Source organism: Acidisphaera sp. S103 (genome assembly GCF_009765975.1).
Classification (GTDB): Bacteria; Pseudomonadota; Alphaproteobacteria; order Acetobacterales; family Acetobacteraceae; genus Rhodopila.
Genome location: NZ_LMUJ01000060.1, coordinates 168,716 through 193,532, shown reverse-complemented (window position 1 = coordinate 193,532; position 24,817 = coordinate 168,716). Strand labels below are relative to the sequence as shown.

Genomic DNA, 24,817 nt, shown 5'->3' with positions numbered 1-24,817 from the left:
CAGACCGTCATCGTCCCCCAGGCAACCGCCGACAGCACGTAGGCGGCGACCAGTCCGTGATTGAAGTACAGCCCGAACATCGCGACGCAGAACAGCATCGCCGACACCACGATCGAAGTCCGCCGTTCGACCGCCTCACCGATCAGCGAACAGATCGCCAGCCCGAGACAGCCGCCGCCGACGCTGGCGACCAGCAGGGCGCCGAATGTTACGCTGGCGGAGAAGCCGAAGCTGCGCAGCAGGACCGGCAGGTAGCCGGTGAAGCCGTAGACCATGCCGGCATAACCAATGATCCAGGCGACCAGCAGGATGATGGTGCGCTGGCCATACTCACCGCGGAACAGTTCACCCATCGGCACATGCTGGTTCACCGGCACGGCGTAGCTGGCGTAATCGGGCTCCGGCAGCACGGGAAGGCCGCTGCGCCGCAGGCAGTCCGCCTCCAGCTTCGTCATGATCCGTTCGGCGTCGGCGTGGCGGCCGTGCGCCTCCAGCCAGCGCGGCGATTCAGGCATGCCCCACAGCGCAAGCGGCACCAGCACGACCAGCGGCACCGCGACGAACAAGTAGATGAACCACTGGTAATGCAGCGGAACCCAAAAAATCCCCGGAACATTCCCGAGCACCCCGAACACGAGCACCGCGAGGATCTGGGAGGCCAGCATCACCCGTCCACGTTCGGCTGGCGGCACGATTTCCCCCATGTAGACGACGTTGGTCGACAGCACGCCGCCCATGCCGATCGAGGAGAGGCCGAAGAACAGCAGCAGCAGCCAGAAATTATCGGTCAACGCGGTCGGCCACAGCGGCAGCGCCACGGCGAGCGAGGACAGCAGCAGCGCCGTCCGCCGGCCCGCTCGGTCTGCGAGGATGCCGATCAGATACTCCCCGACCAGGATGCCGACGCCGAACTGAACGGCGAGCAGGACGGAGAACGCCCCGGTGCCGAAGCTGTGCCGCGGTCCCCAAATGAACGGATACAGCTTGGCCGGAATGCCGTCGGCCGCGATGATCACGCCCCAAAAAATCTGTGTGATCAGCGCCAGCCGCCATTGAGTCCAAGTCAGCGGCAGTCGATCGATACGGGCGGCGATACGGCCGGTACCCTTGGCGTCGGGGTTTCGTCCGAAACTATCCGGCTGGGCTGAAGCGGCACCCGATGCAGCATCCTGCATAGCTCGGTACTCCTGTTTTTTTCTTGAGCCGGGCAGCGTATTTGCCTTGCCTCAAATTTCTGCCCCTCCCCGTGCGGCGGACTGACTCACCTATTCAGTTTGGCAGGCCCACACACTACGCATCTTCGTGAAAGGGCCGTCGTGGGCACCTGACGATCAAGTATTCGATACGTGTCTGATGTGGACCAGTTACATCTTGGCCATCTTGGCGGAAGGCCCGTTATTTCATTACGAGACACTAAATTATCTTGTGTAACGAACTCTTATTCTCCAAAAATCCCCGCACTGTCGTGCGCCGCCGAAACGTTGATGCCGCCACGGCCGTTCGGTCTCATATTCATGCTACCTTGCCGCGCGTCACACGACAAAGGCCGAGCGACCCGATGACAAACCCCTACGTCACCCTCTCCACCCGCATCGCCTATGAGAACCGCTGGACCCGGATCCGCGAAGACCGCATCCGGCACCCGGACGGCTCCGACGGGCTGTATGGCGTTGTGGAACGCGAGGATTTCGTCGTCATCGTCCCCTGGCAGGATGGGTGCCTAACTTTGGTGGAACAGTACCGCTATCCGGTCGGCGTCCGGGTCTGGGAGTTTCCGATGGGCATGTGGGAACAGGCGCCGGGCACCGATCCGCTGATCCTGGCGGCGGCGGAACTGCGGGAGGAAACCGGGCTGATCGCCGGCCGCATGACCCGTATCGGGGAGATTTTCCAGGGACCCGGCTACTGCAACCAGCGAGGCCACATCTTCCTGGCAACCGACCTGACCCAAGGCGAACCCGACCGGGAAGCGACCGAACAGGATATGATCAGCCGCAGCTTCGCGTTGGCCGACTTCGAGGCGATGATCCGCGACGGAACGCTGCGGGAGGCAATGACGCTCTCGGCATTCGGCCTGCTGCGGGTGAAGGGGTTTCTGTAATATCGGCAACCAGGGCCGTCGGTGTTATTTTTTGTTTGATCGCATGACTCGCGCGCTTTGAACGCCACGCGATCATGCTCAGCGCGGACCATCATCCTCGGGCGGGGCGACGCGCTCGATCCAGGCCGACAGCGGCCGCAGCACGACGTGGGCGAACAGGACAACCACGGTCAGTGCGGTTGCCCACGCGTATTCCAGCACCCCGGCGGCCGTGCCGATCGCCGCGACCGCCCAGAATGTGGCGGCGGTGGACAAGCCCCGAACGTGGTTACCCTCACGCAGGATGACGCCGGCGCCCAGGAAGCCGATACCGGTGGCGACGGCCCCCAGCGCGGCGCCCGGGCTACCACCGCCGTATGTGACGGCGACTCTCGCGAAAACACAGGCGGCCGCGGCTACCAGCGCGCAAGACCGCAGTCCGCCCGGATGTCGCCGCCATTCCCGTTCCGCTCCAATGCCGGCGCCGAGCAAAGCCGCGACGACGGTGGCGGTGATGCCATGCAGATCGCCGGGTATCGTCATCCGGTCAAGGACGGCGTATCGCGGGCGCGCCGGCTGCCGCCATCGAATTGTGCTGGATGTGACACATACCGGCACCCTACGGCCCGCCCGGCCGCGTCGTCGAGGGTGAACGATCGCATCACCCAAATCCGAACGCGCGCTTTGCCATATCGTCCCGCCGCGCGATATTCGCCGCATCGAGAAAGGAAACGTCCGATGAGCCGCCTCGTCTATGTCCTGAACGGGCCAAACTTGAACCTGCTGGGCAAACGCCAGCCACACATCTATGGCCATGAGACCCTAGCCGACGTGGAACGCGACTGCCAGGCATTGGCCGCCGAACTAGGCCTGGAACTCCGCTTCCACCAGAGCAACCGCGAATACGAGATCATCGACTGGATCCACGAGGCGCGTGACACTGCCGGCGGGATCGTCATCAACCCTGCCGCGTTTACCCACACCTCGGTCGCGGTCCTTGACGCGCTGAACACCTTCGACGCCCCGGTGATCGAGATTCATATCTCCAACGTCCACAAGCGGGAGGAATTCCGCCACCACTCCTTCGTCTCAACCCGTGCGGACGGGGTGATCGCCGGTTTCGGCACCCAGGGTTATTTGTTGGCGTTACGCCGCGTGGCCCGCCTGATCGACGAAAAAGTCGACTAAATCACCGGTTGCGCAGCTTCGGATCCAACTCGTCGCGCAGGGCGTCGCCGAACAGGTTGATGCCCAGCACCGACAGCATGATCGCGAGACCGGGGAAGATGGCGATCCACGGAGCGGTGGAGGCATATTCCTCGGCGCCGCCCTGCAGCATCAGCCCCCACGCCGCCACCGGCTCCTGCACCCCCAGGCCGAGATAGGACAGCGAGGCCTCGGCCAGGATCGCCTGACCGACAAACGCGGTGATCATGATCAGGAACGGCGCCACCACGTTCGGCGCCATATGCCGCAGGATAATCCGCGTATGTCCGAACCCGCAGGCCCGGGCGGCATCGACATACGGTATTTCCCGGATTGCCAGCGCCGAGGACCGCACGACACGGGCGCAGCGCGGGATCAGCGGCACGGTAATGGCGATGATCACGTTCTGCACGCCAGTGCCGAAAATCGCCACCACGGCCAGCGCCATGATGATCAGCGGAAACGCCATCAGCACGTCCAGGACGCGTTGCAGGATCAGGTCGATCATGCCGCCGAAATAGGCGCTGCCGACGCCCAGTACCAGCCCGGCGACGCCGCCGACCAGGGCCGAACTCAAACCGACCAGCAGGGCGGTGCGGGCACCGAAGATGATGCGTGACAGCATGTCCCGGCCGAACTGATCGGTGCCGAGCCAGTGGGCCCAGCTTGGGGCCTCGGTCATGGCGGCGAAGTCGTTCGCGGTGGGGTTGTAGGGTGCGATCAGGTCGGCGCCCAGCCCGGCAATGGCGACGATGATCACCAGGGCCATGCCGAACGTGCCAAGCGGCTGGCGCCTGCAGAAGGTCAGGATGGAGCGCCACAGGCCGCGCCGGATTTGGTCCGGTTCGGCCGTGAGGGTCGTCGCGGGTGCGGATACGGACATGACGGTCCCCGTCAGGCGAAACGAATACGCGGATCGAGCCACGCATACAGAAGGTCGACACAGAAATTGGTCACGACGAAGACGGTCACTGTCAGCATGACCAGGGCCTGGGTCAGCGTGTAGTCCTGGTTCTGCACAGCCTGCACGAACAGCCGGCCGACACCGTTCAGGTTGAACACCTGTTCGGTCACCACCAGGCCGCCGATCAGGAAGGCGAACTCGATGCCGATCAGGGTGACGACCGGCAGCAATGCGTTCTTCAGCGCGTGCCGGTTGATGATCAGCTTGTCCAGCAGCCCTTTCGCTCGGGCGGTGCGGATATAGTCTTCCCGCATCACCTCCAGCATGGTGGAGCGGGTCATCCGCATACTGACGGCGGCGTAACGGTATCCCACGGTGATCGCGGGCAGGAACGCCATGGACAGGTTGCGGATCGGGTCTTTCCAGATTGGCACATAGTCGATCGGCGGCATCCAAGGCGTGCCGGTGATGGCGTTGCTGAGGTTGAGCACCAGCAGGATGGACATGATGCCGATCCAGAACGATGGCGTGGCGATGCCGCCAATGGCAAACACGCGGACCACCACATCGAGCCAGGTATTCTGTTTCAGGGCCGATATCGTGCCAAGCGGGATGGCGATGGAAATAGCAACGACGGTGGCCAGCAGAGCGATCTCCAGCGAGATCGGCAGGCGGGCAAGTATTTCGGTGGTGACCGGCTTGCCCGACCACATCGACGTGCCGAAGTCCAGGCGGAAGAATCCCCAGACGAAATCGACGAATTGCAGCCACATCGGACGATCCATGCCGAGTTCGGCATGGCAGGCGGCCACGGCGCGCGGATCGAAGCTGCCGCCGCCCGATCCCAGGCGAACGACGCAGATGTCGCCCGGGATCAGCCGCATCAGCAGGAAGACGAGAGCGGCGGCCCCGATCAAGGTCGGGACCATCAGCAGCACGCGTTTGATAACGTACCGATACATTTATTTGTCCAGCCAGATCGTTGCCAGATCCTGGGTGATGAAGTGGCTGGGGCCGATCTTCCAACCCTTGACATAGGACCGATAGGTCACGATCCGGTTCCACCACAGCATCGGAAACGCGTGTGCCTCGACGTCGATGACCTGCTTCTCGTACGCGCGCATCAGGACACGTTGCTTGGCGGGATCAGTCTCGCGCAGCATGTTCTGGTAGATGTCGGCGGCGACGGGATCGCTGTAGCGACCATAGCTTTCGCTGAACAACGCTTGCGGCAGATATTTTTGCGTGTCGAGCACAGGGTTGACGATGCTGTTGCAATTCGACTCGGACACCACGTCGAAGTCGCCGCTGCGCATCGCCGCGAACCAGGGACCGGTCGGCACCACCTTCTGGGTCACGGTCACGCCGATTTTGCTCCACTGGTCGATCACCCAGGTGCCGATGAATTTGTACGGTTGATCGACGTTGCGGTTCAACAGTTCGAATTTCAGGTGTTCCTGCCCCGCCTCTTTCAGCAGCCGACGAGCTTCGGTGCGGGATTTTTCGATATCCGGATAAAACCCGGCCAACTGTTCCAATTCCGCCTTGGTGGCGGCCAAGGGAGACCCGGGGAAAACGATGCCGCCAACGGTACGCACGACAGCGATCTTGGACAGCGCCGGCGCACCGTTCCACTGATCGATCGCCAATAGCAACGCCTTCCGGACACGCACATCGTCGAACGGCTTGCGGCTCGAATTGGGCGTGATCACATTGCCGCAGTTCCAATCGCTGGTTTGCACCGATATCCGATCGCCGAGCGAGGCCTTCAGATCGTTGACAGCCGTCGGGGGCATTCCGCGGAACTCGATTGCCGCACGGTCGGACTTGATCGCCGCGACCCGGACGGCCTCCTTCGGCGCATAGATGCCGGTGAACCCGTCGAGATAAGGCAGGCCCTTCATGTAGTAATCCGGGTTCCGTTCGCCCTTGATCTCCTGCCCGATCGCGTAGCTGACGAAGTGGAACGGACCGGAGCCCATTACATGGGCTTCGTACCAGTGCGGGTCGGCATCCAGGATCTTCTTTTCGTAGATGAAAGCATAAGGGTCGGCCAAGGCGGGTATGAAAACGGTCGTGGCAAACTTCAGCTTGAACACGACCGTGGCTGGATCGGGCGATTCGACGGAATCGACCATCGAGTACCAGTTGGCGCGAGCGCTGAGGACGCCTTTGGGGGGGAATATGATCTCGTGCCAGCTTGCCGCGACATCGGCCGCGGTCAGCGGCGTTCCATCCTGGAACTTCGCATCCTGACGGATCGTGAACGTATACGTCTTGCCATCGTCGGTGGGCGTGGGAACCGCGGTGCATAGATCGCAGACGAAACTTGTGGTGTCCTGGGGGTTATCCGGGTTGGCCCGCATCAGAACGCTGTAGAACGGAGCAACCGAATGGACGGTCGCGAAGGTTGTCTCACGGTGCCCGTCCAGGCTTGGCGGTGCCTCCGCCGGGATCATATAGACCAGTTCGCCACCCCGTTTCGGCGTCTCGGCAGCCCACCCCGCCGCACCGGTCGCCGCGGCGAGCAGAACCGAGACCCCGGCCGTTCGAAAGATTTTAGTCAGCATGATCGCACTCCCTGATAGTATTTTTGTTTTGCCCTTACAGCTTCGCGCGGGATCCTGACGCTGGCGAGCTTCGGCGTTATTTATCGAGCCAGATCGTCGCCAGATCCTGGTTTACATAATGGATTGGACTGATTTTCCAGCCTTTGACATAGGATCGCATGGGTACGATCCGTTCCCACCACGGCATCATGAACATGTGTGCCTGGGCGTCCTGCACATAGGCCTCGAATTCGCGCCTCCGCGTGCGCTGCTTCACCGGATTGGTTTCGTGCAGCACGGTCTGGTAGAGATCGATGTCTCCGACGCGGGACCGGGGACGAGTATCAGCGACAGACCGAGAACCGCGGTCAGGCCAAGAGTGGGCAAGAGGGTTGATCGGGCGGTCATCGGCGTTTCCGAGTCCTTGTTTTATTATTGTTGGACGTTGATCTGACTGCAGGCGACGATGTGGCCTGGCCGCACCTCACGCGGTTCGGGCCGTGTGTGCTTGCAGCTTTCGACGGCCATCGGACAGCGAGGATGAAAGACGCAACCGGATGGCGGGTTGATCGGGCTGGGCACCTCGCCCTGCACCGGGCGGAACACCCGGGTCTGCTCCACCAACGGGTCGGGCACGGGGACCGCCGCCAGCAGGGCTTGTGTATACGGATGCAGTGGCGCGTCGAACAGCGTGTCGCTGTCGGTCATCTCCACGATACGGCCCAGATACATCACTGCGACGCGCTGGCACAGATGCCGCACCACGGACAGGTCATGGGCGATGAACAAATAGGTCAGCCCGAATTTTTCCCGCAGGTCTTCCAGCAGGTTGACCACCTGCGCCTGGATAGACACATCCAGCGCGGAGACAGGCTCGTCGCACACGATGAATTCGGGGTTCAGAGCCAGCGCACGAGCGATGCCGACCCGCTGGCGCTGGCCGCCGGACATTTCATGCGGATAACGGTCGGCGAACTCCGCGGCCAGGCCGCAGACCGAGAGCAGTTCGCGCGCCCGCTCCCGGCGCCTTGCGGCGTTGGGTTCGGTGCCGTGCACTTTCATCGGCTCCTCGATGATGGCGCCGACCTTCATGCGTGGATTGAGTGAACTGTACGGGTCCTGGAAGATCACCTGGATGCGGCGGCGCATAGCCTGCATGTCCCTGCGCGCCAATCCAGCCAGATCGACACCGTCGTAGATGATTTCGCCGGCGGTTGGCTTTTCCAGCCGCAGGATGCAGCGGCCGGTGGTGGTTTTGCCGCAGCCGCTTTCGCCGACCAGGCCCAGGGTTTCGCCGCGCTGGACGGTGAAATCGACGCCGTCCACAGCCTTCACCTGGCCGACGGAACGCTGAAGCAGAACGCCCTCGGAAATCGGAAAATGCATGTGCAGCCCTTTGACTTTCAGCAAGGGGCTGGTGGTGAGTTGGGTGACCGAGGTGCTCATGCGGCCCTGGCGATATCGGCGGCCCGGAAGCAGGCGGCGGCGTGGCCGGATTCGCCGATCGCGGTCAGGGCGGGCGATGACTCCGCGCAAGCGGCGACGGCGAAACGGCAGCGGGGGCGGAAGGCGCAGCCGGCATCTAGCCGGGTAAGGTCGGGCGGTTGGCCCTCGACCGGGTCCAGCCGGTCCTGGCGTGGACGATCCAGCCGCGGCACCGACCGCAGCAGCGCGATGGTGTAGGGGTGGCGGGGATCGTGGTAGATCGCCGCGGCGGACCCGGATTCGACGATGCGGCCTGCATACATGACATTCACCCGATTGGCATAGCGGGCCACCACGCCAAGGTTGTGGGTGATGATCACCAGCGCGATGTTCAGGCGCTGCGTCAGGTCTTTCATAAGTTCCAGGATTTGTGCCTGGATCGTCACGTCCAGCGCGGTGGTCGGTTCATCGGCGATGATCAGTTTCGGATCGCAGGTCAGGGCGATGGCAATCATGATGCGCTGACGCATGCCGCCCGACAGTTGATGCGGATATTGTTTCAACCGGCGATCGGGATCGGCGATTCCGACCATACCGAGCAGGTCGCGGGCACGCTGATGGGCGGCGGCTGGGGTGGCGCCGCGATGTTGTTCCAGCGTTTCAGTGATCTGCCGCCCGATCGTCAGCACCGGGTTCAGCGACGTCATCGGCTCCTGAAAAATCATGCCGATTTCGCCACCGCGCAGTTTTCGCATGGCCTCTTCAGGCAATATCAGGAGATCGCGGCCGTCGAACATGATTTCGCCGTTAGCGATTCGTCCGGGCGGATCGGGGATCAGCCGCAGGATCGACATGGCACTGACGGATTTGCCGGAGCCGCTTTCGCCGACGATGGCGACGGTCTCACCCGCCTCCACGGTGTAGCTTATGCCGCCGACGGCACGCACGACTCCGCGCCCGGTACGAAATTCGGTGTGCAGATTCCGGATGGACAGCAATGGCGGCAAAACAACGCTCCCGGATATTCCCTGTGACGTCTTGATTTTATTTTTGTGAGCGTTCCTTATCGGGGTGCGGAACGTGGTGTCAATCATCATTCCGATGCCTGGACCATCGTGGCGGCGCGGTCGCGCATAAGCGGCGGTGGTAGAGAATGTATGTCTGATCAGTGGGATAGAAGACGCGCGTGAACACGGTGCATTGCTTGACTTATGTCATTCCGATGCGCATGCCGACTGTTTCGTAGTCATCATAACGTCAGAAATTGATCTCCGGCGGGATGTCGGCTTCGGTGATTCCCACTAGGCTTAGGCTGTCGATCACCATCCGCCGCATGCGTCCCAGGCTGCGGTTCCAGTCGATCCAGTTGTCGACGAAATCGCGCCAGGTCTTGTCTGGTTCACGGCGCAAGCCGGCGTTGGTGGTGGCGGTGAAGAGCGGTTTCGGTACCACCAGCGTGCCGATGGCCGGGTTGCGCTTCAGCACCGACAGCGCCAGCAACGCCACCAGCACCTGGCAGTCGGCCTTGCCGGCCTGCACTGCCAGCGTGGCATCGTTGTTGCTTTTCAGGCGCAGGAAGGTCGCGCGCGGGCAGGTTTCCGAAATCACCTGATCGTAGGACGTGCCGATTTCCAGCGCGATGCGGATGGATGGATCGTTCAGTGCGTCCCATGTCGCGGGGCGGAAATCGGGACGAGCGATCAGGGTGAAGAGGTTGTTGAAGAGGGGATGGGTGAAGTCGATCGCCAAAGCACGTTGCGGCGTCGGGTTGAGGCCGAAGAAAATGTCGACCTTGCTGGCTTGCAGATCGAGCACGGCGTTGCCCCAGTTTGAGTCGACAAACTCAGTCTTGGCGTCGAGCGCCTCGGCGAGGTCGCGGCCGAAGGCCGGAATGAAGCCGCGCCATTCGCCGCTGGCCAGATCCCGCACGCAATACGGGGCTTGGCCGTCCACGGCGCCGACGCGCAGGACGCGGGTGCGGCGGATGCGATCAAATGTCGATTCGGTTGTCGAGTCGGCGCGGGCTTCCGGTGCGACCGCGAGTGCGGCGGCGGCATAGGCGAAATGGCGTCGGCGCATCATGATCACTGGTAACACAGTCACCGGGGCCTCGCGAAGGACCCCGGACCTTCGCTCAAAAGCCTACTGCACGGCAACCTGTCCCGAACTGACCATGTTCAGCTTCCAATCCGCCGCACGAGTATCGCTCAGCTTCAACTGGCTGGTGACGAAGCGCAGCCGGTCGACGTCGGTGCCCTTGGCGGTGCAGAACCGGTCCTGCAGGAAGAACGGCGGGATCGCCTGATAATACAGCGTCGCCGAGACCTTGGCCGGCGGCGCCGACAGGCCGGTCAACGGCACGTGGTAGGCGAACGTGTCGCCGCCACCGGTCTTGTAGGCCGGGTCGTCACCGGTGCCGACCGCGCCCGCATCCTCCGCCATGTCAGGCCCAGCGCCCAGAGCGTGGCTGATCTGGATGCGCTGGTCGAGCGGCAGGAAGCCCTGGGGCAGCAACCGGTTGTCCTTCAGCGTGCCGCAGATCGACAGGAAGCTGGTGGTCAATTGCCCCGACGGATCGCTGTGGCGCCCACAATTCGCCGGCCCGTTCGGCGGCGGCGTGGTCACTAGTTCCTGGAAGATCTGCACCTGATCCTGTTGCGAGATCACCCGGTAATGCGGCTGGTGCGGATTATGCCCAGGACTGTTGATCTGATCGGAACAATCGTCCTTCCACCAAAGCTCGCCTGCGATCGGCTGGCCCTTCGGATCGGTCAGCACACCCGCGGCATTGGTACGGCCCGATTCCCACACCACATTGCCCTTGGCATCCAACACCACGAAGTCGACGAAGGCTCGTCTGAAGCCGACGCCGGACGGGAATTTGTGGCCGGTCTTGTTGGTGACGGTAACGTTGGCCCGCAACTCCGTGGCATCCATCGACAGGTCGCCGACCGAGATCGTCGCCGAGGTATTGGACGCCTGATCGAGCATCGTCTGTTCCGTCAGATCAAGCGGTCCAACACCCTTGCTGCCCAGCATCGGATCTGTCGTCGGGATGCCCAGCACAGGATTAAACTGCTTGGCCATTTCGATGAAGAACACGTTCAGGCCGACCAGCAGGTGCTTGGCGAAGCCGGAGCGGACCTGAAGGTCGATGTCGGTCCCGGGCAGGCCATTTTCGACCTGGGGAAAATTGTCGTGCTCCTGGATGCCGGCGATCTTGCTGCGGAAGGGTGTTTTCGAGGAGTCGGCGCTGGGCATGTGGCAACCCTGGCATGATTCGGCGAGTTCGCCGGCACCGAACGGCAGCTTGCCGTCGGGTGAGGTGCCGGTGCGGTAGGCGCTGAACGCCCATTCCGGATAGGTGGTCTGCTCGTAGCTGTAGCCGACGGTCTGTGTGCCGCTGAACACCGGCAGATGCACGGTATGGCAGGTGCCGCAGACCTCGGACGAGGTGATGGTCTGGCTATGCTCTGGAACGATGCCCAGGGCGTGGTTCATCGGAGTCTGCTTGGGGTCGTCGAACGGGCCGAACAGCGTGTCGGGAGAGCCGATGAAGAAGCTGCCGGTGAAGGTGCGGGCGAAATCCTTGTTGTCGGGGTTGAGGAATTGCTGGCGTTGCTCCACGCAGCGGTTCTGCGGCTGGTTGGCGAACTTGGCGGTATCGGCCTTGCCCAGAACCATGTGGTGACAGGCTTCGCAGGAGATGCCGTCGCGGGCCAGGGCGCCGAAATGCGATTGCAATGTGGGGACGGGATAGGGGATCGCGTCGACCATGTCGCGCAGGAAGTCGGGACAGGCGGCGCCGGGTTTCGCTGTGTCGATGTTGAACTGACGCTCTCCCTCGATGCCGTGGCAGCCAAGGCAGGTGTTCTGCACTGTGGGAGACAACGAAGGCGGGTGGAAGGTCTGGGTTTCGCTGGCAAGCTGGGTGAAGAAGATCGGATCCCGGCCGGCGAGGCCCATCGGGCTGGTGCGCCAGGTCCCGTAGGGCGAGAAATTGTCAACAACCGCCGTGCCGGGGACCGGGGCGGTCATCTCGAACTGTAGGCCGGTGCCGCCGGCGCTGTGGCAGCCGACGCACTGGTCGGAGGTGACGAAGGCGTGCGACTGGGGCGGCCCGTGGCCGGGGACGAACACGTTGTCGTACGTCGCCGACGGCATTTTGAAGGTGTTGACCGCCTGGTCATGACCGATCGCCGGCAGGTGGGCCAGGTGCAACGCCGCCAGGAAATCCGGGTTGCTGGGCTGCAGCGTCAGCAGTTTCGTTGACGTCGGAACGCGTGATTCCTCCAATATTTTGAGGTCCTGCGAGGCCACTGCCATTTGTGGCCCAGGTCCCTTGGGCAGCGGCTGGTTCCCAAAATTTTGCGCCTGGTAGAATCCTTGAGACAGGAAGCTCAGATAAGTGCCGGGTTCGCCCTTGATGTTGCTCAGACTCGCAAAAGTCTGGTTGTCGCGGGCCGAGGCATGGCAGTTGAGGCAATATTGACCGAAACCCTGGAACGGCAGGCCGAAGCCTTGCGGCGGATAGTCGACGTGCCATCCGCTGTTGACGTGGGGCCAGCCGTACCAGCCCCAGTACCAGCCGTCCTTGGACGCGGCGTTGTCTCGGATCATGATCGCGGCACCCTGTTCCACCGGTTTCAATTTCAGCAGATCGGGCACCCGGCAGGCCGCGGCCGGCGTGGAGTTGTACATCTCCTTGATCATGATGGCGCCGTTGGGAATGGGCGGAGTCTTGTCGGGCGGCGTGGCCGTACCCTCGGCAGGACGGTATTTTTTCAGCCAGACGATCATTTCCGGGGAGTACCAGATCAGCACCGGCATGTGCGTGGCTTGCTCATTGCCGGTCCATTTGCCGTTTGCCAGGGTCGCGACGAACGGTCCGGCGTCGCGGACGGTCTTGTCCATCTTCCAGCCGGCATTCAGGCGGCGGTGGCAGAAATGGCTGATGAATTTGTTGAGTTTGCGCTCGTATTGATCGAGCGGCAGGGCACTGGGCTTGCGGACGATAGGGTCCAGGTCGGCGCAATAGGATGGGTCCGCGGGGGGAAGCTGTTCGGTCGCCTGCTCATCCGGACAGAGTTCGGAGGCGCTGGCGGTGGTGCCGATCACCAGAAGGATCAGCGCGAGCGCCGCGAGGCGGCTGGGACGAAGGCGTTGGAGCATTGGGTGCGTCTCCCTTGCGGCCTGTCCGATGGTGAAACCGGGCGGTCGTTTGTTGGGAGCGTATCATTGGGTTCGCGTGAAGGTCGAGTGGGAAATGAGTTTGTCCCGTCCGGGTTGCGGGTGGTTGGCGAGCACGCGGACCTGGGTTGATATCGTGGTGTTCTATCGGGGTGCCGCGATGTCTCTCACGACCGCTTATCTGTTGCTGTCTTTGGCCGCGGTGCTTGAAGCCGGAGGGGATGCGCTGGTCCGGGTGGGTCTTCATAATCCTGGTCCTTTTGCACGTGCTGGGTTGTTCATGGCCGGCGCCGCGACGCTGTTTGCCTACGGCTTGGCCGTCAACGCGCCACCCTGGGATTTTGGCAGGTTGTTAGGCGTCTACGTGACGCTGTTCTTTCTCTTCGCCCAGGTCATCAATCTGGCTTTCTTCGGCATCCGGCCTGACTTGCCGATCATTGCCGGCGGAGCGCTGATCGTTGCTGGGGGTCTCGTGATCACCCTGTGGCATCGGTAAATCCCGCATCGGCGTGCCTGGTGTATTCACCTTGACAGATTTCCATATTTCCACGATATTGGAAATATGGAAAAACTAGACGCCATAGCCGCCCTCGCGGCACTCGCTCAAGGCACGCGGCTCGATGTGTTCCGGCTGCTGGTGCAGGCCGGCACCGATGGAATGCCCGCCGGCCAAATCGGCGAGCGGCTGGATCTGCCATCGGCAACCCTGTCGTTTCACTTGAACCAACTTCGCCATGCCGGCCTTGTCACATTCCGGCGCGAGGGGCGGTCGCTGATCTATGTCGCCGAATATGCCGCGATGAACGGCTTGCTGGCCTACCTGACGGAGAATTGCTGCCAGGGTGATGCCTCGGCGTGCGGCATCGGTGTCTGCGATGGCTCCGCCCTGATCAACATCAAAAAAGGACCTGTCCAATGAAGCGCCTGCATGTCCACGTATCCGTCGAGGATATCGCGCAATCCACACGGTTTTATAGCGCACTGTTCGCGGCCGAACCGACCGTCGTCAAACCCGACTATGCGAAGTGGATGCTGGACGATCCGCGCGTGAATTTCGCCATCTCGACCCGCGGCAGTCAGATCGGTGTCGATCATCTAGGCATTCAGGCCGAAACACCCGAGGAACTGCAGGAGGTTTATGGGCGGCTGCGACAAGCCGACCGGCCCGTGCTGGAAGAAGGCGCAACAGTCTGCTGTTACGCGCAGTCGGAAAAATCATGGATCGCCGATCCGCAAGGTGTGTCGTGGGAAACCTTCCTGACCTCCGGCGAAAGCACGGTCTATGGCGATAGCGTCGATCTGGGTCCGATCCGGTTGGCAGCCGGGGCTTGCTGTGCGCCGGCGCTGGCCGCGGAAACCCCATGTTGCGGCCAGGGGGCGCCGGCGTGACCCGCCTGCCGTTCAATGTGCTGTTTCTTTGCACCGGCAATTCAGCTCGCAGCATCCTGGCCGAGTCCCTGCTGAACCATTGGGGACAAGGGCGCTTCCAGGGTTTCAGCGCGGGCAGCTTCCCCAAGGGCGCGGTGCATCCCCACGCCCTGGCGCTGTTGCGTTCGCTCGAACTGCCGACCGAAGGGCTGCGCAGCAAAAGTTGGAACGAATTCGCCACGCCCGACGCGCCGGTGATGGATTTCGTGTTCACCGTCTGCGACCAGGCGGCGGGTGAAACCTGCCCGGTTTGGCCGAACCAACCGATCACCGCGCATTGGGGTATGCCCGATCCGGCCGCTGTCGAGACCTCCGAGGTCGAACAGTGGCAAGCATTCCGCGACACGTTCCGCGCCCTGGAAAACCGGCTCAGGGCTTTTATCGCACTTCCCGTTGCTTCCCTGGATCGCATGTCGCTGACGCGTCAGGTCGAAGCAATCGGCCGCATGCGCCCCGACTCGCCCGAGGAATACGCATCATGAGCGACGCCGTCACCCTCGCGCCGAACAAGGCGGCTTCCATGGGAACGTTCGAGCGCTACCTGACGATCTGGGTCGCGCTGTGCATCGTTGTCGGCATCGCCCTCGGGCAGGCCATACCGGGTGTGTTTCATGTGCTCGGCGCAGCAACGGTGGCGCAGGTCAACCTGCCGATCGCCGTGCTGGTCTGGCTGATGATCGTTCCGATGCTGCTGAAGATCGATCTGGCCGCGCTGGGGCAGGTGCGAGACCATTGGCGCGGGATTGCAACGACGGTCGGCGTCAACTGGCTGGTCAAACCATTCTCCATGGCGCTGCTAGGCTGGCTGTTCATCGACCATCTGTTCCGGCCGCTGCTGCCCGCCGGCCAGATCGATGGCTATATCGCGGGATTGATCTTGCTGGCCGCGGCCCCTTGCACCGCCATGGTGTTCGTCTGGTCAAATCTGGTGGATGGCGAGCCGCATTTCACCCTGTCGCAGGTCGCGCTCAACGACACCATCATGGTCGTTGCCTTCGCACCGCTGGTGGCGCTGCTGCTCGGCCTGTCCTCGATCACGGTGCCATGGGATACGCTGATTCTGTCCGTGGTGCTGTACATTGTCGTGCCGGTGATCGTCGCACAGCTTTGGCGGCGAGGCTTGCTGACAAACGGCGGACAAGTGGCGCTCGGGCGTACCTTGCGCACCCTGGGGCCGTTGTCGCTGTCGGCTCTGCTTCTGACGCTGGTGCTGCTGTTCGGTTTGCAAGGCGAACAGATCATGCGCCAGCCGATCGTGATCGCGCTGCTGGCGGCGCCGATCCTGATTCAGGTCTACTTCAATGCCGGTCTTGCCTACTGGCTGAACCGGACGCTGGGAGTCGAGTGGTGCGTCGCCGGGCCTTCCGCCCTGATCGGGGCCAGCAATTTCTTCGAACTGGCCGTGGCGACGGCGATCGCACTGTTCGGTTTTCAGTCGGGCGCGGCCCTGGCAACGGTCGTCGGCGTGCTGGTCGAAGTGCCGGTCATGCTGACCGTGGTGCGGATCGTCAAGGCAAGCCGCGGCTGGTATGAGCGCGGATAACGGGACTTCGTCCGGTTCTTACGACTTGGCTGCGTAGCACCCTTTGTTCTTGGCGATGAAAGTATTCAGCCGGCCGAGCATCCCGGAACTGGCGTTGCGCACGATGAAGTTGAACGTCTCCGTTAGACCGTCGATCGCATGGACGTCCGCCAGGGCCAGCCCACCCGGGATGTCCTTGCCGTATTTGTTGGCGAGGTACTGGTTGCTGACGTCGCCTTCCCCGAAGGCGTCGGCATCATGCTTCGCCAGAAGCGTCTTGACGATGTACTCCTGAGCATCCGGATGGTCCTCGGCGACGATGTCGACGTACAGGAGCCTGCAGTGGGGATAGCGTTTTTGCGCGTCGATATCGGCGGTCGATTTACCGGTCACGACGATCTTTTTCCCAACCAGATGTTCATAGTCATCGAATGCCGATTTATCCCCGGCCCTGACCAGCAGTGATCTGTTGACCTGAAAATAGGCGTCGCTCCAGGACGCGCACGGACCTGTCGGCCGGTCATCCCGTTGCATGACGCCTGCCCCGGCGATGTCGCACTCGTCCTCACCCGGCCATGTCCAGATATCCTTGAACGGTTTTTCAATCGTCACGATCGCCAGGCCCAGGCTCTCGGCGAATCGGGTCAGGAACGAGACGTCCAGGCCGATAAGCTGGCCGGCTGGGTTCTTGTAGCAGACCGGAGCGAACCCCCCGTACGTGCAAACCGTCAACTGGCCGGGGAAAAGGGTTGTGACCGAAGCCGCGTCTTCCATCGTTCGATCTCCTGGTTCAGCCTCAGGCGTGATCTCTTACCACCAACTCCTGACTGATCCGTAAGGAAATCTGTCACGATCGGGATATTCCGCCGATTAACCAGAGGACGCCAAGGCGATGCCCAAGATCATCGATTACCGTAGCGGCCATGCAACGAAACGAAGCGTTGGATGGCCACCTAACCGCACGAAATCGCAACGTCAGCTCGCGCAAATCAAAGCGCCCGCATAAAACCATCCGGACCGGATCGGGTTCACCCGGCGTTGCGCCATTGCCGCTTCCATCGGTCCATCGGCCCTCGGGATTGCGTCCCCACCAAATAAAAGCCTTGGGTCTGGACGGCGCGAACGACCGGATCGGCGGGACCAAGCTGCGCCGAGGATTCACCGATGCCGAGATAGAGCGATCCGCCCCGATCGGACTTCCGCCAAGGTGCGAATTTTTCAGGCAGATTCTGGCCGGTGGCGTCCCGGGTGAAGCCGAACACCTCGGGATTCGCGGCGGACTGAAAGAGATTGATCATGATGTTGCCCGATGATGTACGAGGCAGTGATTGACGCCCACGGTCGGTTTCAAATTGGTTTCAGGAGGGTCGATATTTTGTGATTCGGTACGAATTTTGGTGAAGGCCAGCCTTAGGCTTCGTGCATAAACAAACGCTTCGATGTTGGCACTGTCGCCCAGTCCCGTCATGGCAGGCGTAGGCCTGCCATCCACGCCTTTTCCGAGACCTACACAGCAAGGCGTGGATGGCGGGCCTTCGCCTGCCATGACGATGAGAGGCCGGCGGCGTTCGCCAGACAATTCGCTTATTCCCCGGCGAGCCCTTAGGGCCGCGGCCTGCGGATATCGATGACGGCCGCGTGGGTGGGATCGCAGTTATCGCTGCTTTTCTGGCGTGCGCCTGTTCAAGAAAAGCGAGCGTGAGGCTTCGCTGAGCGGGTGGCCTTGGCGGCACTCGGCCGGCTCATGGCTGGCAACGACGGCGAACCGCCACACCCGGCTGACGAGATACCCGAGTAGCCGTCGACCTACAGTAATAGTCGACAATCTGCCACACATTACGGAAACGCTATATATATTTCAGGTCGTGCAAGGTGCCGAATCATAACAAAAAAACTAGCCGCGACAGGCGTGGAAATCAGCCGACACGCGGCCGTGCCCAGGCCGGAACCGCAACCCATCACGCTTGGATGCCCAGCGAAAGCTTGGTGCAGCCAAGCGCGACGGCGGTCGGCCGAAGTGCCGAGATGAAGTTCGCAATTTACGTCCTGCAACCACTTCACCGATACGAATCACGCGAACGACCGCCACGACTCCGCGCACTTGAAACACTTTATGACCTGGTAACGGTGGGCCTTACGGCAGTCCCCAGCTCTTATGTGCCTGGATCGCCAGTCGCCATCGTGGATGGGCCAAACAATAAGCGGCAGCGGCCTCGGTGTTGGCGCCGCGATCGGGGCCATCCATCGGCGACAGCCAGTGATAGCCGGCAGGAAAGTCCACGAATTGCTCCGGCGCCGCACCAACCTGTGGATAGACCAGCTTCAATTCGTTCGCCTGATCAAGCACCAATGGTGCGCCCGCCTTCGGGCTGACGCACACCCAATCGATCGGTGCCGGGATCGGTTGCGTCCCATTCGTTTCTATCGCGACGGTGAACTCACGTTGCTTCAGTGCCGTGATCAAAGCCGCATCCACCTGCAGAAGCGGCTCCCCACCGGTCAGGACCACCATGCGGCCACCCGGCGTCTTGGCCTGCCATGCCGTCACCGCGGCGTCAGCCAATATCTCGGCCGAGGCGAAGCGCTCCCCCCCGACGAAATCAGTGTCGCAGAATTGGCAAACCGCCTTCGCGCGATCCTGCTCACGCCCGGACCAAAGATTGCAGCCGGCGAAGCGGATAAAGACGGCGACGCGCCCGATATTGGCACCCTCGCCCTGCACCGTGAGGAACAGTTCCTTGACAGCGTAACTCAGCACCAACTCCCGCTTTTTTCACCAATCAGGCAGATATGACGTCCTTAGCCGACAGTTCCCGGCCGAGCCCAGGCAATCGCGGCGCGAGCCAGCGCGTCGATCGTATCCACGACCGGGACACGCAATCCATCGGCCGGCCCGGCCTGGATACCGAGTGGGATCTCCGTGCAGCCCAGCACCACCGCCAACGCGCCGCGGGATGCGAGACTGTTCACCACCTCGGCAAGCGGCAGGTAAGCCTCGGCCACACGATTTGCCTTCACCGACGCAATCGCCGGCGTAACGAGGCGTTCCATCTGTTGGGGCTCAGGTTCGATTATATCCCATCCCTGTGCGTTCAACCGATCCTGGTAAAGCTTCATCGCCAGAGTCGCGGCGGTACCCATCAGGCCGATGGTACCACCCGCGATCCCGATGCGCCGCAGGTCGGTCGCCGCGGCATCGACGATGTGCAGGATCGGCACGCCGGCGTCCCGGACCATCGGCTCGAACCAGCCATGCGCGGTGTTGCAGGGGATGGCGATGGTACCACAACCGGCGGCGCGCAGGCCGTTGATGCCGCGCATCAGCCAGGGCAGCGGACTGGGTCCGGTACCCAAGCGAGCGGCACCGCGGTCCGGCACGCGGGGATCGGACCATAGCACGGCCGGGATATGATCCTGATCGCGGGCAGCGGGCGTCAGCAGCGTCAGCCGCAGCATGAACTGCGCGCTTGCCAGCGGACCCATGCCGCCCAATACGCCAAGAACCCTGTCCGTCATGCGATCCGCTCCCGCTGCGCCGCCCGCACCAGGGTATCCAATGCGCTGAGGAAGTGCGAGCGGTCCTGTTTCGTCAGCGGCGCTGGGCCGCCCGTGTTCAGCCCCATCTCCCGCAGATGGCGGCCGATCTCGCGGCCGGCCAGTGCGCTGCCGATATTGTCCGGCGTCCACACCTTGCCGTTGGACGCCACCGCTCGGGCGCCTTTGGCCAGGCAGCGGGACGCCAGGGGAATGTCACTGGTGATGCACACGTCCGCCCTGGTCACCCGTTCGGCGATCCAGTCGTCGGCGATGTCGGCGCCTGCCTCGACAGTGATCATGGTCACGTTCGGCCGCCCGGTGGGACGAATTGGGCGAGACCCATTGGCCACGACGAAAACGGGCAAGCCCAGACGGTCCGCGACGCGATAGACTTCGTCGCGGACCGGGCAGGCGTCGCCGTCGATGTAGAGGGTGGTCACTCAAGCTCCGCCATATTGAGACGAGCAAAGGCGTGGATGGCGGGCATGCGCCCGCCATGACGGTAGGAGGGTTACGCGGCGGAGCGCATGCCCCGGTTGCCGCGATCGTTGTAGCGCCGGCGCTGCGCCTGGCCGGGCGCGCTGGGGCGCTTCGGCTGTTGCGACATCGGCGGCGGGGCGTCACCGACCACGGTGATGGAGTAGTTCATCTGCCGCTCGATCTGCCGCAGCACGGCCCGCTCCGACGGATCGCAGAAGGAGATCGCGATACCCGCGGCGCCGGCCCGCGCGGTGCGGCCGATACGGTGGACATAGCTTTCCGCCTCGACGGGCAGATCGAAGTTGATGACATGGGAAATCCCCGTCACATCGATCCCGCGCGCCGCGATGTCGGTGGCGACCAGAACGCGCGCGCGGCCGGAGCGGAAGTCCCGCAGGGCCTTTTCACGTTGCGGCTGGCTTTTGTTGCCGTGGATGGCATTGACCTGGATGCCGGCATTCTCCAGCACGCTGGCGACCTTGTTGGCGCCATGCTTGGTGCGGGTGAAGACGATCACCCGCGACAGGGCCTCATCCTGCAACATGGACAGCAGCAGTGACTGCTTGCCGCTCTGTGCCAGATGATGGACGAACTGCTCGATCTTCGGCGCGGTCTCTTCCTTGCGGGCGATTTCCACCCGGATCGGGTCACGCAGCAGGCTGTTCGCCAGACTGGCGACCTCGGCCGGCATGGTGGCCGAGAACAAGCAGGACTGCCGGCGCGGTGGCAGCGCGGCGACGATGCGGCGGATGTCCTTGATGAAGCCAAGGTCCAGCATCCGATCAGCTTCGTCGAGCACGAAGTGGGTGACAGCGCCGAGTTGCAGTTCGCGGGTCTGCATCAGGTCGCACACGCGGCCGGGGGTGCCGATCACGATGTCGGCGCCGCGGCGCATGGCTTCGACCTGCTTAAAGCGAGACGCGCCACCGATGATGACCACGGTGCGCAGGCGCAGGTTAATGGATAGCGCGCGGACGGTTTCGTCGATCTGCAGGGCCAGTTCGCGGGTCGGCGCCAGGATCACCGCACGCGTCACGAATGGCGCCGGGCGGATCTGCTGGGCAGCGAGATGCTGCAGGATGGGCAGGGTGAACGCGGCGGTCTTGCCGCTGCCGGTCTGGGCTACGCCAAGCAAATCCTTGCCTGCTAGCAGGGCAGGGATGGTATCGGCCTGAATCGGGGTGGGGGTTTCGAACTTGCGTGTCTCGAGGGCGCGCAACAACGGCTCGGACAGGCCGAGTGCCGTAAAAGTAGTTTGGGTCAAGACGTAGGTGTGCTCCAGCGCCCGCCACGGTTATGTGGACGACAAGCGCCTGAAAGTTCGCCGCCCCGCGCGATTAAATGGGGACGAACGGTTTTCGGATGGAAATTTCCGGAATTTCGGACGAGAGAAACCGCCCGCTAATCACGCAATCACGGAAAGACAGCCGGTATATCGGCCAGGGGTGTCGGGATTGCAAGGTTTTTGTGCGCTGCGGTGACGCAGGGCTGCCGTGTTGGTACCGACTCGATTATTCGCGGCGCCGCGTGATGCTCCACACGGTGATATCCCAGGCATTGTGGATGCCGACGGCCAGCAGCAGTCCCGTCGACACGGCAAGCGCGGTGCATCCCTGATCCAGTTGTAGAGCCAGGGCAGCTCCCGATCCGGCCACGAGCAGATATCCGACGATCGGCATGACCAGATACCAGACGGTATCCTCCAGGTCGATCTTGGCGATCAATCCGTCGGTCACGGTGTCACGCAAGGCCAGACAGGCGTGCAGCAATCCCAGCAACCCGCAGCCAGTGACCAGCCCACCAAGCACCAGCCAATTTTCCACCGGCGCCAAAAGCACCACGGACGCTCCCAGGACGCTGCTGAAATTCACCACGCTGGCGGACAGGAACACACGCAGCGGCGCTCGCCGATCGCCGCTGAAAACACCGGTGCCGACCGACGCGGCGACAAACAGCAGACCGACCATCGTCGCCGAGGCAGTGCCGACCAACCCGTAGAATTCATGCCATTGTGCCAGGGCGTCGGCCAGCTTCATCGCATTCGCTCCGCGGTTCGGCAAAGCACGGCATCGAACGCCGATTGAAGGACCGATCCAGCGTCGGCACAACCGCCTCGGGAACGCCAGGCCACCTGGCCATCGGGTCGAACCAGCACGGCGCCACCGTCATCGACTCCGTACACCGCCTGCCAGACACCATCGGGATCCGTCAGGTCGTCGCCGATCATATACGCAACCAGGGGCGGCCGCGATGGGGTCGAAAGTGCCTGAACCGCGGCGCGCCAATTGCCGCCGGCCGGACCGGTCAACAGGACGAAACGCGGTCCAAACAAATCGATGGTCGAGATCCTGTCGCCACTGCGATCCAGCCAGGCATGTGGCGCACGGCACCCGGGCCGCGCCGATGGCATGTACTGTGTGACCGGATCGGCGATATCCGGCAGCGGCGTGCCGTCGGGAATCACCGCTGCCGATTCATAGGACGCTCCGAAAATCAGCCCCTGCTCGCTGAGAAATTCCGCGCGTGGCAGTTTCGCGGCTTCTTGCCGGGACGTCCGACCCATGGACAAGGAGTTTTCCAGGCTGGCCTGGGTAATCGCTATTCCAAGCGGTTGCCGTTCCGGATGATACGTTTCCAGCAACGAAGCATCCGCCTGGCCGTGCAGCACCGCGGCCAACTTCCACGCCAGGTTGTGAACGTCTTGCACACCGGTGTTGAGACCAAAACCGCCCGTGGGAGGCATCTCGTGCGCCGCGTCGCCAGCCAGGAAGATGCGGCCGTGACCATAGCGATCGGCAACATGCGCGGACGCTTCCCAGGCGCTGACACCCAGAACGGTGACCGGTAGATCCGGAATCCCCACCGCCTGCCGGATCAGCGCCGTACACCGTTCGGGGGTGAAGTCGCCGGCGGTGTAACCGTAATGTTTGATACTATGGATCAGAAAACTCCAGCGATCGTGGGCGTTGATCGTCAGGAACGTGGCCCGTAGATCCGGCTGTTCGACGAAATACAACGCCGCCGGCCGATGCGCCGTCCACGGCCGCAGATCGGCGTTGAACAGGATGTTGACGCTATCGTAGACGTTCTCCCGGCCGATCATCCGCACATCCAGCATCCGCCGGATACGGCTCTGTGCGCCGTCCGCCGCGATGACGTACTGCGCGTGGACCGGCGTTTCGGTGCCGGTCAGCCTGTCGGTCACCACGGCGTCCACACCGCCCGCATCCTGCCGGATATCGGTCAACTCCGTATTGAAACGAAGCTGCCCCGGTGCCTGTGCTTCGGCGAAGCGCCGGAGAACCGGTTCCAGGTCATCCTGCGCGCAAAGGCAGTTCAGGACTGGCGTCATCGCCTGATTCTTCGGCGTGGCCCGCCCGGGAATACGGCGCTCGATCTCTTTTTCAGCCAGGCTCTCGGTCCAGACCACCAGGCCGATGCTCTGGGGCGCCAACCCGGCGGCGCGCACCGCCGCCTCGACACCGCATTGACGGTAAACCTCCATCGTTCGCGCATTGATACCCCGAGCCTTGGGGACGAGCGAGGTGCCGGGGTGGCGCTCGACGAGCAGGGAACGCACCCCGTGTTGTGACAGAAGAATGGACGCGGAAAGACCGACCGGTCCGCCACCGACAATAAGAACGGGGATGTCAAGCATGCGGGCTCCGGTGCGGTCTGATGGGAACTGACGATTGGGCGGGCGCGCGCGTGGTGCCGGCTGTCATGTGCGGATTTTTGGACCGCAGGATGATTTCCCCGGTCAGGCGGATGTGTTCGTTGGCCAGCATCACGGCGCGCTCCGCATCGCGGGCCAGAACTGCCGCGACGATATCGCGGTGTTCGGCCGCGGTGTCGCGGCGTTCGATCGCCTCGGCGGCCGCAAGGTATTTGTAGCGATCGTGCCGATCGACCAGCAGCGCATAGAAATCCAGCAGCCACCGCGATCCGCACGCCCGCAGCATTGCCCGATGCAGGTCGCGATGGCGTTGTTCCCATTCCGGATTGAACGAACGATAGCCTTCCACGCCGTCACGCGGCACCCGGGACAGATGATATGCGGCGAGGACGATCCCGTCTTCCCAGGCGGTGTCGCCATTTTTGATCGCCTCCCGCAGCCCGCGTTCACTGATCCAGCAGAGCGTTGTCGTCAGTTCCGCGAGATCGTCCAGGCTGACCGGCGCCACCCGAAACCCGCGCTGGTCGACACGCAGCACCAGGTCCTCAGCCGACAGGCGATTCAGTGCTTCCCGCAGTGGCGTCGCGCCAACGCTGAAACGATCGGATAACGCTTCGATCCGCAGTTTCTCTCCAGGCCGGAACACGCCGCGCAGGATGTCACGACGCAGTTGGCCATAGATCGACGTGGCCAGCGTTCTCTCACGTTCCATCTATTCCGCCCCGACGCTTATGCCTTCGCTCGGTGGCCCAAAAATATCGAGATTATGGAGATACGGCAAGAAAGATATATGATCCAAGGTCCACAGCGATGTCGCTTC

Annotated in this window: 27 protein-coding genes; 7 read left to right on the top strand and 20 right to left on the bottom strand. The window is 62.8% G+C overall.

Annotation, left to right across the window (positions count from 1 at the left end; genetic code table 11):
* Positions 1 to 1,175 (bottom strand): MFS transporter (locus GSQ89_RS19800; RefSeq protein ID WP_158928363.1); only part of this gene is annotated, 1,175 nt, incomplete at its 3' end.
* A 383-nt stretch (positions 1,176 to 1,558) separates the two neighbouring features.
* Here GSQ89_RS19800 and GSQ89_RS19795 point away from each other — a divergent pair.
* Positions 1,559 to 2,101, top strand: coding sequence for an NUDIX hydrolase (locus tag GSQ89_RS19795; RefSeq protein WP_158928361.1), 543 nt, complete (start codon positions 1,559 to 1,561; stop codon positions 2,099 to 2,101).
* A 78-nt stretch (positions 2,102 to 2,179) separates the two neighbouring features.
* On the opposite strand, the gene GSQ89_RS19790 is transcribed toward GSQ89_RS19795, so the two are convergent.
* The gene (locus GSQ89_RS19790; RefSeq protein ID WP_158928359.1) at positions 2,180 to 2,623 is read right to left on the bottom strand and encodes an MgtC/SapB family protein; all 444 of its coding nucleotides are present in this window, start codon (positions 2,621 to 2,623) and stop codon (positions 2,180 to 2,182) included.
* A 195-nt stretch (positions 2,624 to 2,818) separates the two neighbouring features.
* On the opposite strand from GSQ89_RS19790, the gene aroQ reads away from it, so the two are divergent.
* A complete protein-coding gene (gene aroQ, locus GSQ89_RS19785; RefSeq protein WP_158928357.1) occupies positions 2,819 to 3,268 on the top strand; it encodes a type II 3-dehydroquinate dehydratase in 450 nt (149 codons plus the stop codon).
* A 1-nt stretch (position 3,269) separates the two neighbouring features.
* Here the strand turns inward: aroQ and GSQ89_RS19780 are convergent, their stop codons facing one another.
* The 8 genes from GSQ89_RS19780 to GSQ89_RS19745 form a co-directional block, all read right to left on the bottom strand.
* Positions 3,270 to 4,169 carry an ABC transporter permease gene (locus GSQ89_RS19780; protein WP_158928355.1) on the bottom strand — a complete coding sequence of 300 codons (900 nt, stop codon included), beginning with the start codon at positions 4,167 to 4,169 and terminating at the stop codon, positions 3,270 to 3,272.
* A gap of 11 nt (positions 4,170 to 4,180) precedes the next feature.
* The gene (locus GSQ89_RS19775) at positions 4,181 to 5,152 is read right to left on the bottom strand and encodes an ABC transporter permease (RefSeq protein WP_158928353.1); all 972 of its coding nucleotides are present in this window, start codon (positions 5,150 to 5,152) and stop codon (positions 4,181 to 4,183) included.
* On the bottom strand, positions 5,153 to 6,760 hold the full coding sequence (locus GSQ89_RS19770; protein WP_158928351.1) for an ABC transporter substrate-binding protein: 1,608 nt from the start codon (positions 6,758 to 6,760) through the stop codon (positions 5,153 to 5,155). It lies immediately after the preceding gene.
* Positions 6,761 to 6,836: 76 nt separating this feature from the next.
* Positions 6,837 to 7,037: a hypothetical protein gene (locus GSQ89_RS19765; RefSeq protein WP_158928349.1), complete on the bottom strand. Its 201-nt coding sequence runs from the start codon at positions 7,035 to 7,037 to the stop codon at positions 6,837 to 6,839.
* A 134-nt stretch (positions 7,038 to 7,171) separates the two neighbouring features.
* A complete protein-coding gene (locus GSQ89_RS19760; protein WP_158928347.1) occupies positions 7,172 to 8,185 on the bottom strand; it encodes an ABC transporter ATP-binding protein in 1,014 nt (337 codons plus the stop codon).
* Positions 8,182 to 9,171: an ABC transporter ATP-binding protein gene (locus tag GSQ89_RS19755; RefSeq protein WP_158928345.1), complete on the bottom strand. Its 990-nt coding sequence runs from the start codon at positions 9,169 to 9,171 to the stop codon at positions 8,182 to 8,184. Before GSQ89_RS19755 ends, GSQ89_RS19760 begins: the two co-directional genes overlap by 4 nt.
* A 250-nt stretch (positions 9,172 to 9,421) precedes the next feature.
* Positions 9,422 to 10,267 carry a transporter substrate-binding domain-containing protein gene (locus tag GSQ89_RS19750; protein WP_216856284.1) on the bottom strand — a complete coding sequence of 282 codons (846 nt, stop codon included), beginning with the start codon at positions 10,265 to 10,267 and terminating at the stop codon, positions 9,422 to 9,424.
* A gap of 39 nt (positions 10,268 to 10,306) precedes the next feature.
* Positions 10,307 to 13,336 carry a hypothetical protein gene (locus GSQ89_RS19745; RefSeq protein ID WP_216856283.1) on the bottom strand — a complete coding sequence of 1,010 codons (3,030 nt, stop codon included), beginning with the start codon at positions 13,334 to 13,336 and terminating at the stop codon, positions 10,307 to 10,309.
* Between the two features lie 178 nt (positions 13,337 to 13,514).
* Between GSQ89_RS19745 and GSQ89_RS19740 the strand changes: the two genes are divergently transcribed.
* From GSQ89_RS19740 to arsB, 5 genes are all read left to right on the top strand, one after another.
* Positions 13,515 to 13,850, top strand: coding sequence for a hypothetical protein (locus GSQ89_RS19740; RefSeq protein ID WP_158928344.1), 336 nt, complete (start codon positions 13,515 to 13,517; stop codon positions 13,848 to 13,850).
* A gap of 66 nt (positions 13,851 to 13,916) precedes the next feature.
* The gene (locus tag GSQ89_RS19735) at positions 13,917 to 14,273 is read left to right on the top strand and encodes a helix-turn-helix transcriptional regulator (protein ID WP_158928342.1); all 357 of its coding nucleotides are present in this window, start codon (positions 13,917 to 13,919) and stop codon (positions 14,271 to 14,273) included.
* Entirely contained in the window at positions 14,270 to 14,743 is a 474-nt protein-coding gene (locus GSQ89_RS19730; protein WP_158928340.1) for an ArsI/CadI family heavy metal resistance metalloenzyme, read from the top strand. The genes GSQ89_RS19735 and GSQ89_RS19730 overlap by 4 nt, the downstream gene beginning before the upstream one ends.
* Entirely contained in the window at positions 14,716 to 15,264 is a 549-nt protein-coding gene (locus GSQ89_RS19725; RefSeq protein WP_158928338.1) for an arsenate reductase ArsC, read from the top strand. Before GSQ89_RS19730 ends, GSQ89_RS19725 begins: the two co-directional genes overlap by 28 nt.
* 38 nt (positions 15,265 to 15,302) lie before the next feature.
* Entirely contained in the window at positions 15,303 to 16,325 is a 1,023-nt protein-coding gene (gene arsB, locus GSQ89_RS19720; RefSeq protein ID WP_158928738.1) for an ACR3 family arsenite efflux transporter, read from the top strand.
* Positions 16,326 to 16,343: 18 nt separating this feature from the next.
* On the opposite strand, the gene GSQ89_RS19715 is transcribed toward arsB, so the two are convergent.
* The 10 genes from GSQ89_RS19715 to GSQ89_RS19670 all read right to left on the bottom strand — a co-directional run bounded on the left by GSQ89_RS19715 (position 16,344) and on the right by GSQ89_RS19670 (position 24,709).
* Positions 16,344 to 17,078, bottom strand: coding sequence for an ABC transporter substrate-binding protein (locus GSQ89_RS19715; protein ID WP_158928336.1), 735 nt, complete (start codon positions 17,076 to 17,078; stop codon positions 16,344 to 16,346).
* A gap of 254 nt (positions 17,079 to 17,332) precedes the next feature.
* Positions 17,333 to 17,602 (bottom strand): hypothetical protein, encoded by a 270-nt coding sequence (locus tag GSQ89_RS19710; protein WP_158928334.1) that lies wholly within the window; start codon positions 17,600 to 17,602, stop codon positions 17,333 to 17,335.
* Positions 17,599 to 17,883, bottom strand: coding sequence for a hypothetical protein (locus GSQ89_RS19705; protein ID WP_158928332.1), 285 nt, complete (start codon positions 17,881 to 17,883; stop codon positions 17,599 to 17,601). The genes GSQ89_RS19710 and GSQ89_RS19705 overlap by 4 nt, the downstream gene beginning before the upstream one ends.
* A 555-nt stretch (positions 17,884 to 18,438) precedes the next feature.
* The gene (gene queE / locus GSQ89_RS19700) at positions 18,439 to 19,059 is read right to left on the bottom strand and encodes a 7-carboxy-7-deazaguanine synthase (RefSeq protein WP_158928736.1); all 621 of its coding nucleotides are present in this window, start codon (positions 19,057 to 19,059) and stop codon (positions 18,439 to 18,441) included.
* Between the two features lie 44 nt (positions 19,060 to 19,103).
* Complete coding sequence (locus GSQ89_RS19695; protein WP_158928330.1) at positions 19,104 to 19,820, bottom strand: aspartate/glutamate racemase family protein; 717 nt, start codon at positions 19,818 to 19,820, stop codon at positions 19,104 to 19,106.
* On the bottom strand, positions 19,817 to 20,281 hold the full coding sequence (locus GSQ89_RS19690) for a YaiI/YqxD family protein (protein ID WP_158928328.1): 465 nt from the start codon (positions 20,279 to 20,281) through the stop codon (positions 19,817 to 19,819). The genes GSQ89_RS19695 and GSQ89_RS19690 overlap by 4 nt, the downstream gene beginning before the upstream one ends.
* 71 nt (positions 20,282 to 20,352) lie before the next feature.
* Positions 20,353 to 21,585, bottom strand: coding sequence for a DEAD/DEAH box helicase (locus GSQ89_RS19685; RefSeq protein ID WP_158928326.1), 1,233 nt, complete (start codon positions 21,583 to 21,585; stop codon positions 20,353 to 20,355).
* A 247-nt stretch (positions 21,586 to 21,832) separates the two neighbouring features.
* Complete coding sequence (locus tag GSQ89_RS19680) at positions 21,833 to 22,357, bottom strand: hypothetical protein (RefSeq protein ID WP_158928324.1); 525 nt, start codon at positions 22,355 to 22,357, stop codon at positions 21,833 to 21,835.
* A complete protein-coding gene (locus GSQ89_RS19675) occupies positions 22,354 to 23,979 on the bottom strand; it encodes an FAD-dependent monooxygenase (protein ID WP_158928322.1) in 1,626 nt (541 codons plus the stop codon). The genes GSQ89_RS19680 and GSQ89_RS19675 overlap by 4 nt, the downstream gene beginning before the upstream one ends.
* On the bottom strand, positions 23,972 to 24,709 hold the full coding sequence (locus GSQ89_RS19670; protein ID WP_158928320.1) for a GntR family transcriptional regulator: 738 nt from the start codon (positions 24,707 to 24,709) through the stop codon (positions 23,972 to 23,974). Before GSQ89_RS19670 ends, GSQ89_RS19675 begins: the two co-directional genes overlap by 8 nt.
* Positions 24,710 to 24,817: the final 108 nt, after the last annotated feature.

What these genes read in the sequence shown, in the direction of transcription:
- GSQ89_RS19795 (WP_158928361.1), top strand. Translation starts at nt 1,559, where the DNA reads ATGACAAACCCCTACGTCACCCTCTCCACCCGCATCGCCTATGAGAAC.
- GSQ89_RS19790 (WP_158928359.1), bottom strand. Translation starts at nt 2,623, where the DNA reads ATGACGATACCCGGCGATCTGCATGGCATCACCGCCACCGTCGTCGCG.
- aroQ (WP_158928357.1), top strand. Translation starts at nt 2,819, where the DNA reads ATGAGCCGCCTCGTCTATGTCCTGAACGGGCCAAACTTGAACCTGCTG.
- GSQ89_RS19780 (WP_158928355.1), bottom strand. Translation starts at nt 4,169, where the DNA reads ATGTCCGTATCCGCACCCGCGACGACCCTCACGGCCGAACCGGACCAA.
- GSQ89_RS19775 (WP_158928353.1), bottom strand. Translation starts at nt 5,152, where the DNA reads ATGTATCGGTACGTTATCAAACGCGTGCTGCTGATGGTCCCGACCTTG.
- GSQ89_RS19770 (WP_158928351.1), bottom strand. Translation starts at nt 6,760, where the DNA reads ATGCTGACTAAAATCTTTCGAACGGCCGGGGTCTCGGTTCTGCTCGCC.
- GSQ89_RS19760 (WP_158928347.1), bottom strand. Translation starts at nt 8,185, where the DNA reads ATGAGCACCTCGGTCACCCAACTCACCACCAGCCCCTTGCTGAAAGTC.
- GSQ89_RS19745 (WP_216856283.1), bottom strand. Translation starts at nt 13,336, where the DNA reads ATGCTCCAACGCCTTCGTCCCAGCCGCCTCGCGGCGCTCGCGCTGATC.
- GSQ89_RS19740 (WP_158928344.1), top strand. Translation starts at nt 13,515, where the DNA reads ATGTCTCTCACGACCGCTTATCTGTTGCTGTCTTTGGCCGCGGTGCTT.
- GSQ89_RS19735 (WP_158928342.1), top strand. Translation starts at nt 13,917, where the DNA reads ATGGAAAAACTAGACGCCATAGCCGCCCTCGCGGCACTCGCTCAAGGC.
- GSQ89_RS19730 (WP_158928340.1), top strand. Translation starts at nt 14,270, where the DNA reads ATGAAGCGCCTGCATGTCCACGTATCCGTCGAGGATATCGCGCAATCC.
- GSQ89_RS19725 (WP_158928338.1), top strand. Translation starts at nt 14,716, where the DNA reads ATGTTGCGGCCAGGGGGCGCCGGCGTGACCCGCCTGCCGTTCAATGTG.
- arsB (WP_158928738.1), top strand. Translation starts at nt 15,303, where the DNA reads ATGGGAACGTTCGAGCGCTACCTGACGATCTGGGTCGCGCTGTGCATC.
- GSQ89_RS19715 (WP_158928336.1), bottom strand. Translation starts at nt 17,078, where the DNA reads ATGGAAGACGCGGCTTCGGTCACAACCCTTTTCCCCGGCCAGTTGACG.
- GSQ89_RS19710 (WP_158928334.1), bottom strand. Translation starts at nt 17,602, where the DNA reads ATGATCAATCTCTTTCAGTCCGCCGCGAATCCCGAGGTGTTCGGCTTC.
- GSQ89_RS19695 (WP_158928330.1), bottom strand. Translation starts at nt 19,820, where the DNA reads ATGACGGACAGGGTTCTTGGCGTATTGGGCGGCATGGGTCCGCTGGCA.
- GSQ89_RS19680 (WP_158928324.1), bottom strand. Translation starts at nt 22,357, where the DNA reads ATGAAGCTGGCCGACGCCCTGGCACAATGGCATGAATTCTACGGGTTG.
- GSQ89_RS19675 (WP_158928322.1), bottom strand. Translation starts at nt 23,979, where the DNA reads ATGCTTGACATCCCCGTTCTTATTGTCGGTGGCGGACCGGTCGGTCTT.
- GSQ89_RS19670 (WP_158928320.1), bottom strand. Translation starts at nt 24,709, where the DNA reads ATGGAACGTGAGAGAACGCTGGCCACGTCGATCTATGGCCAACTGCGT.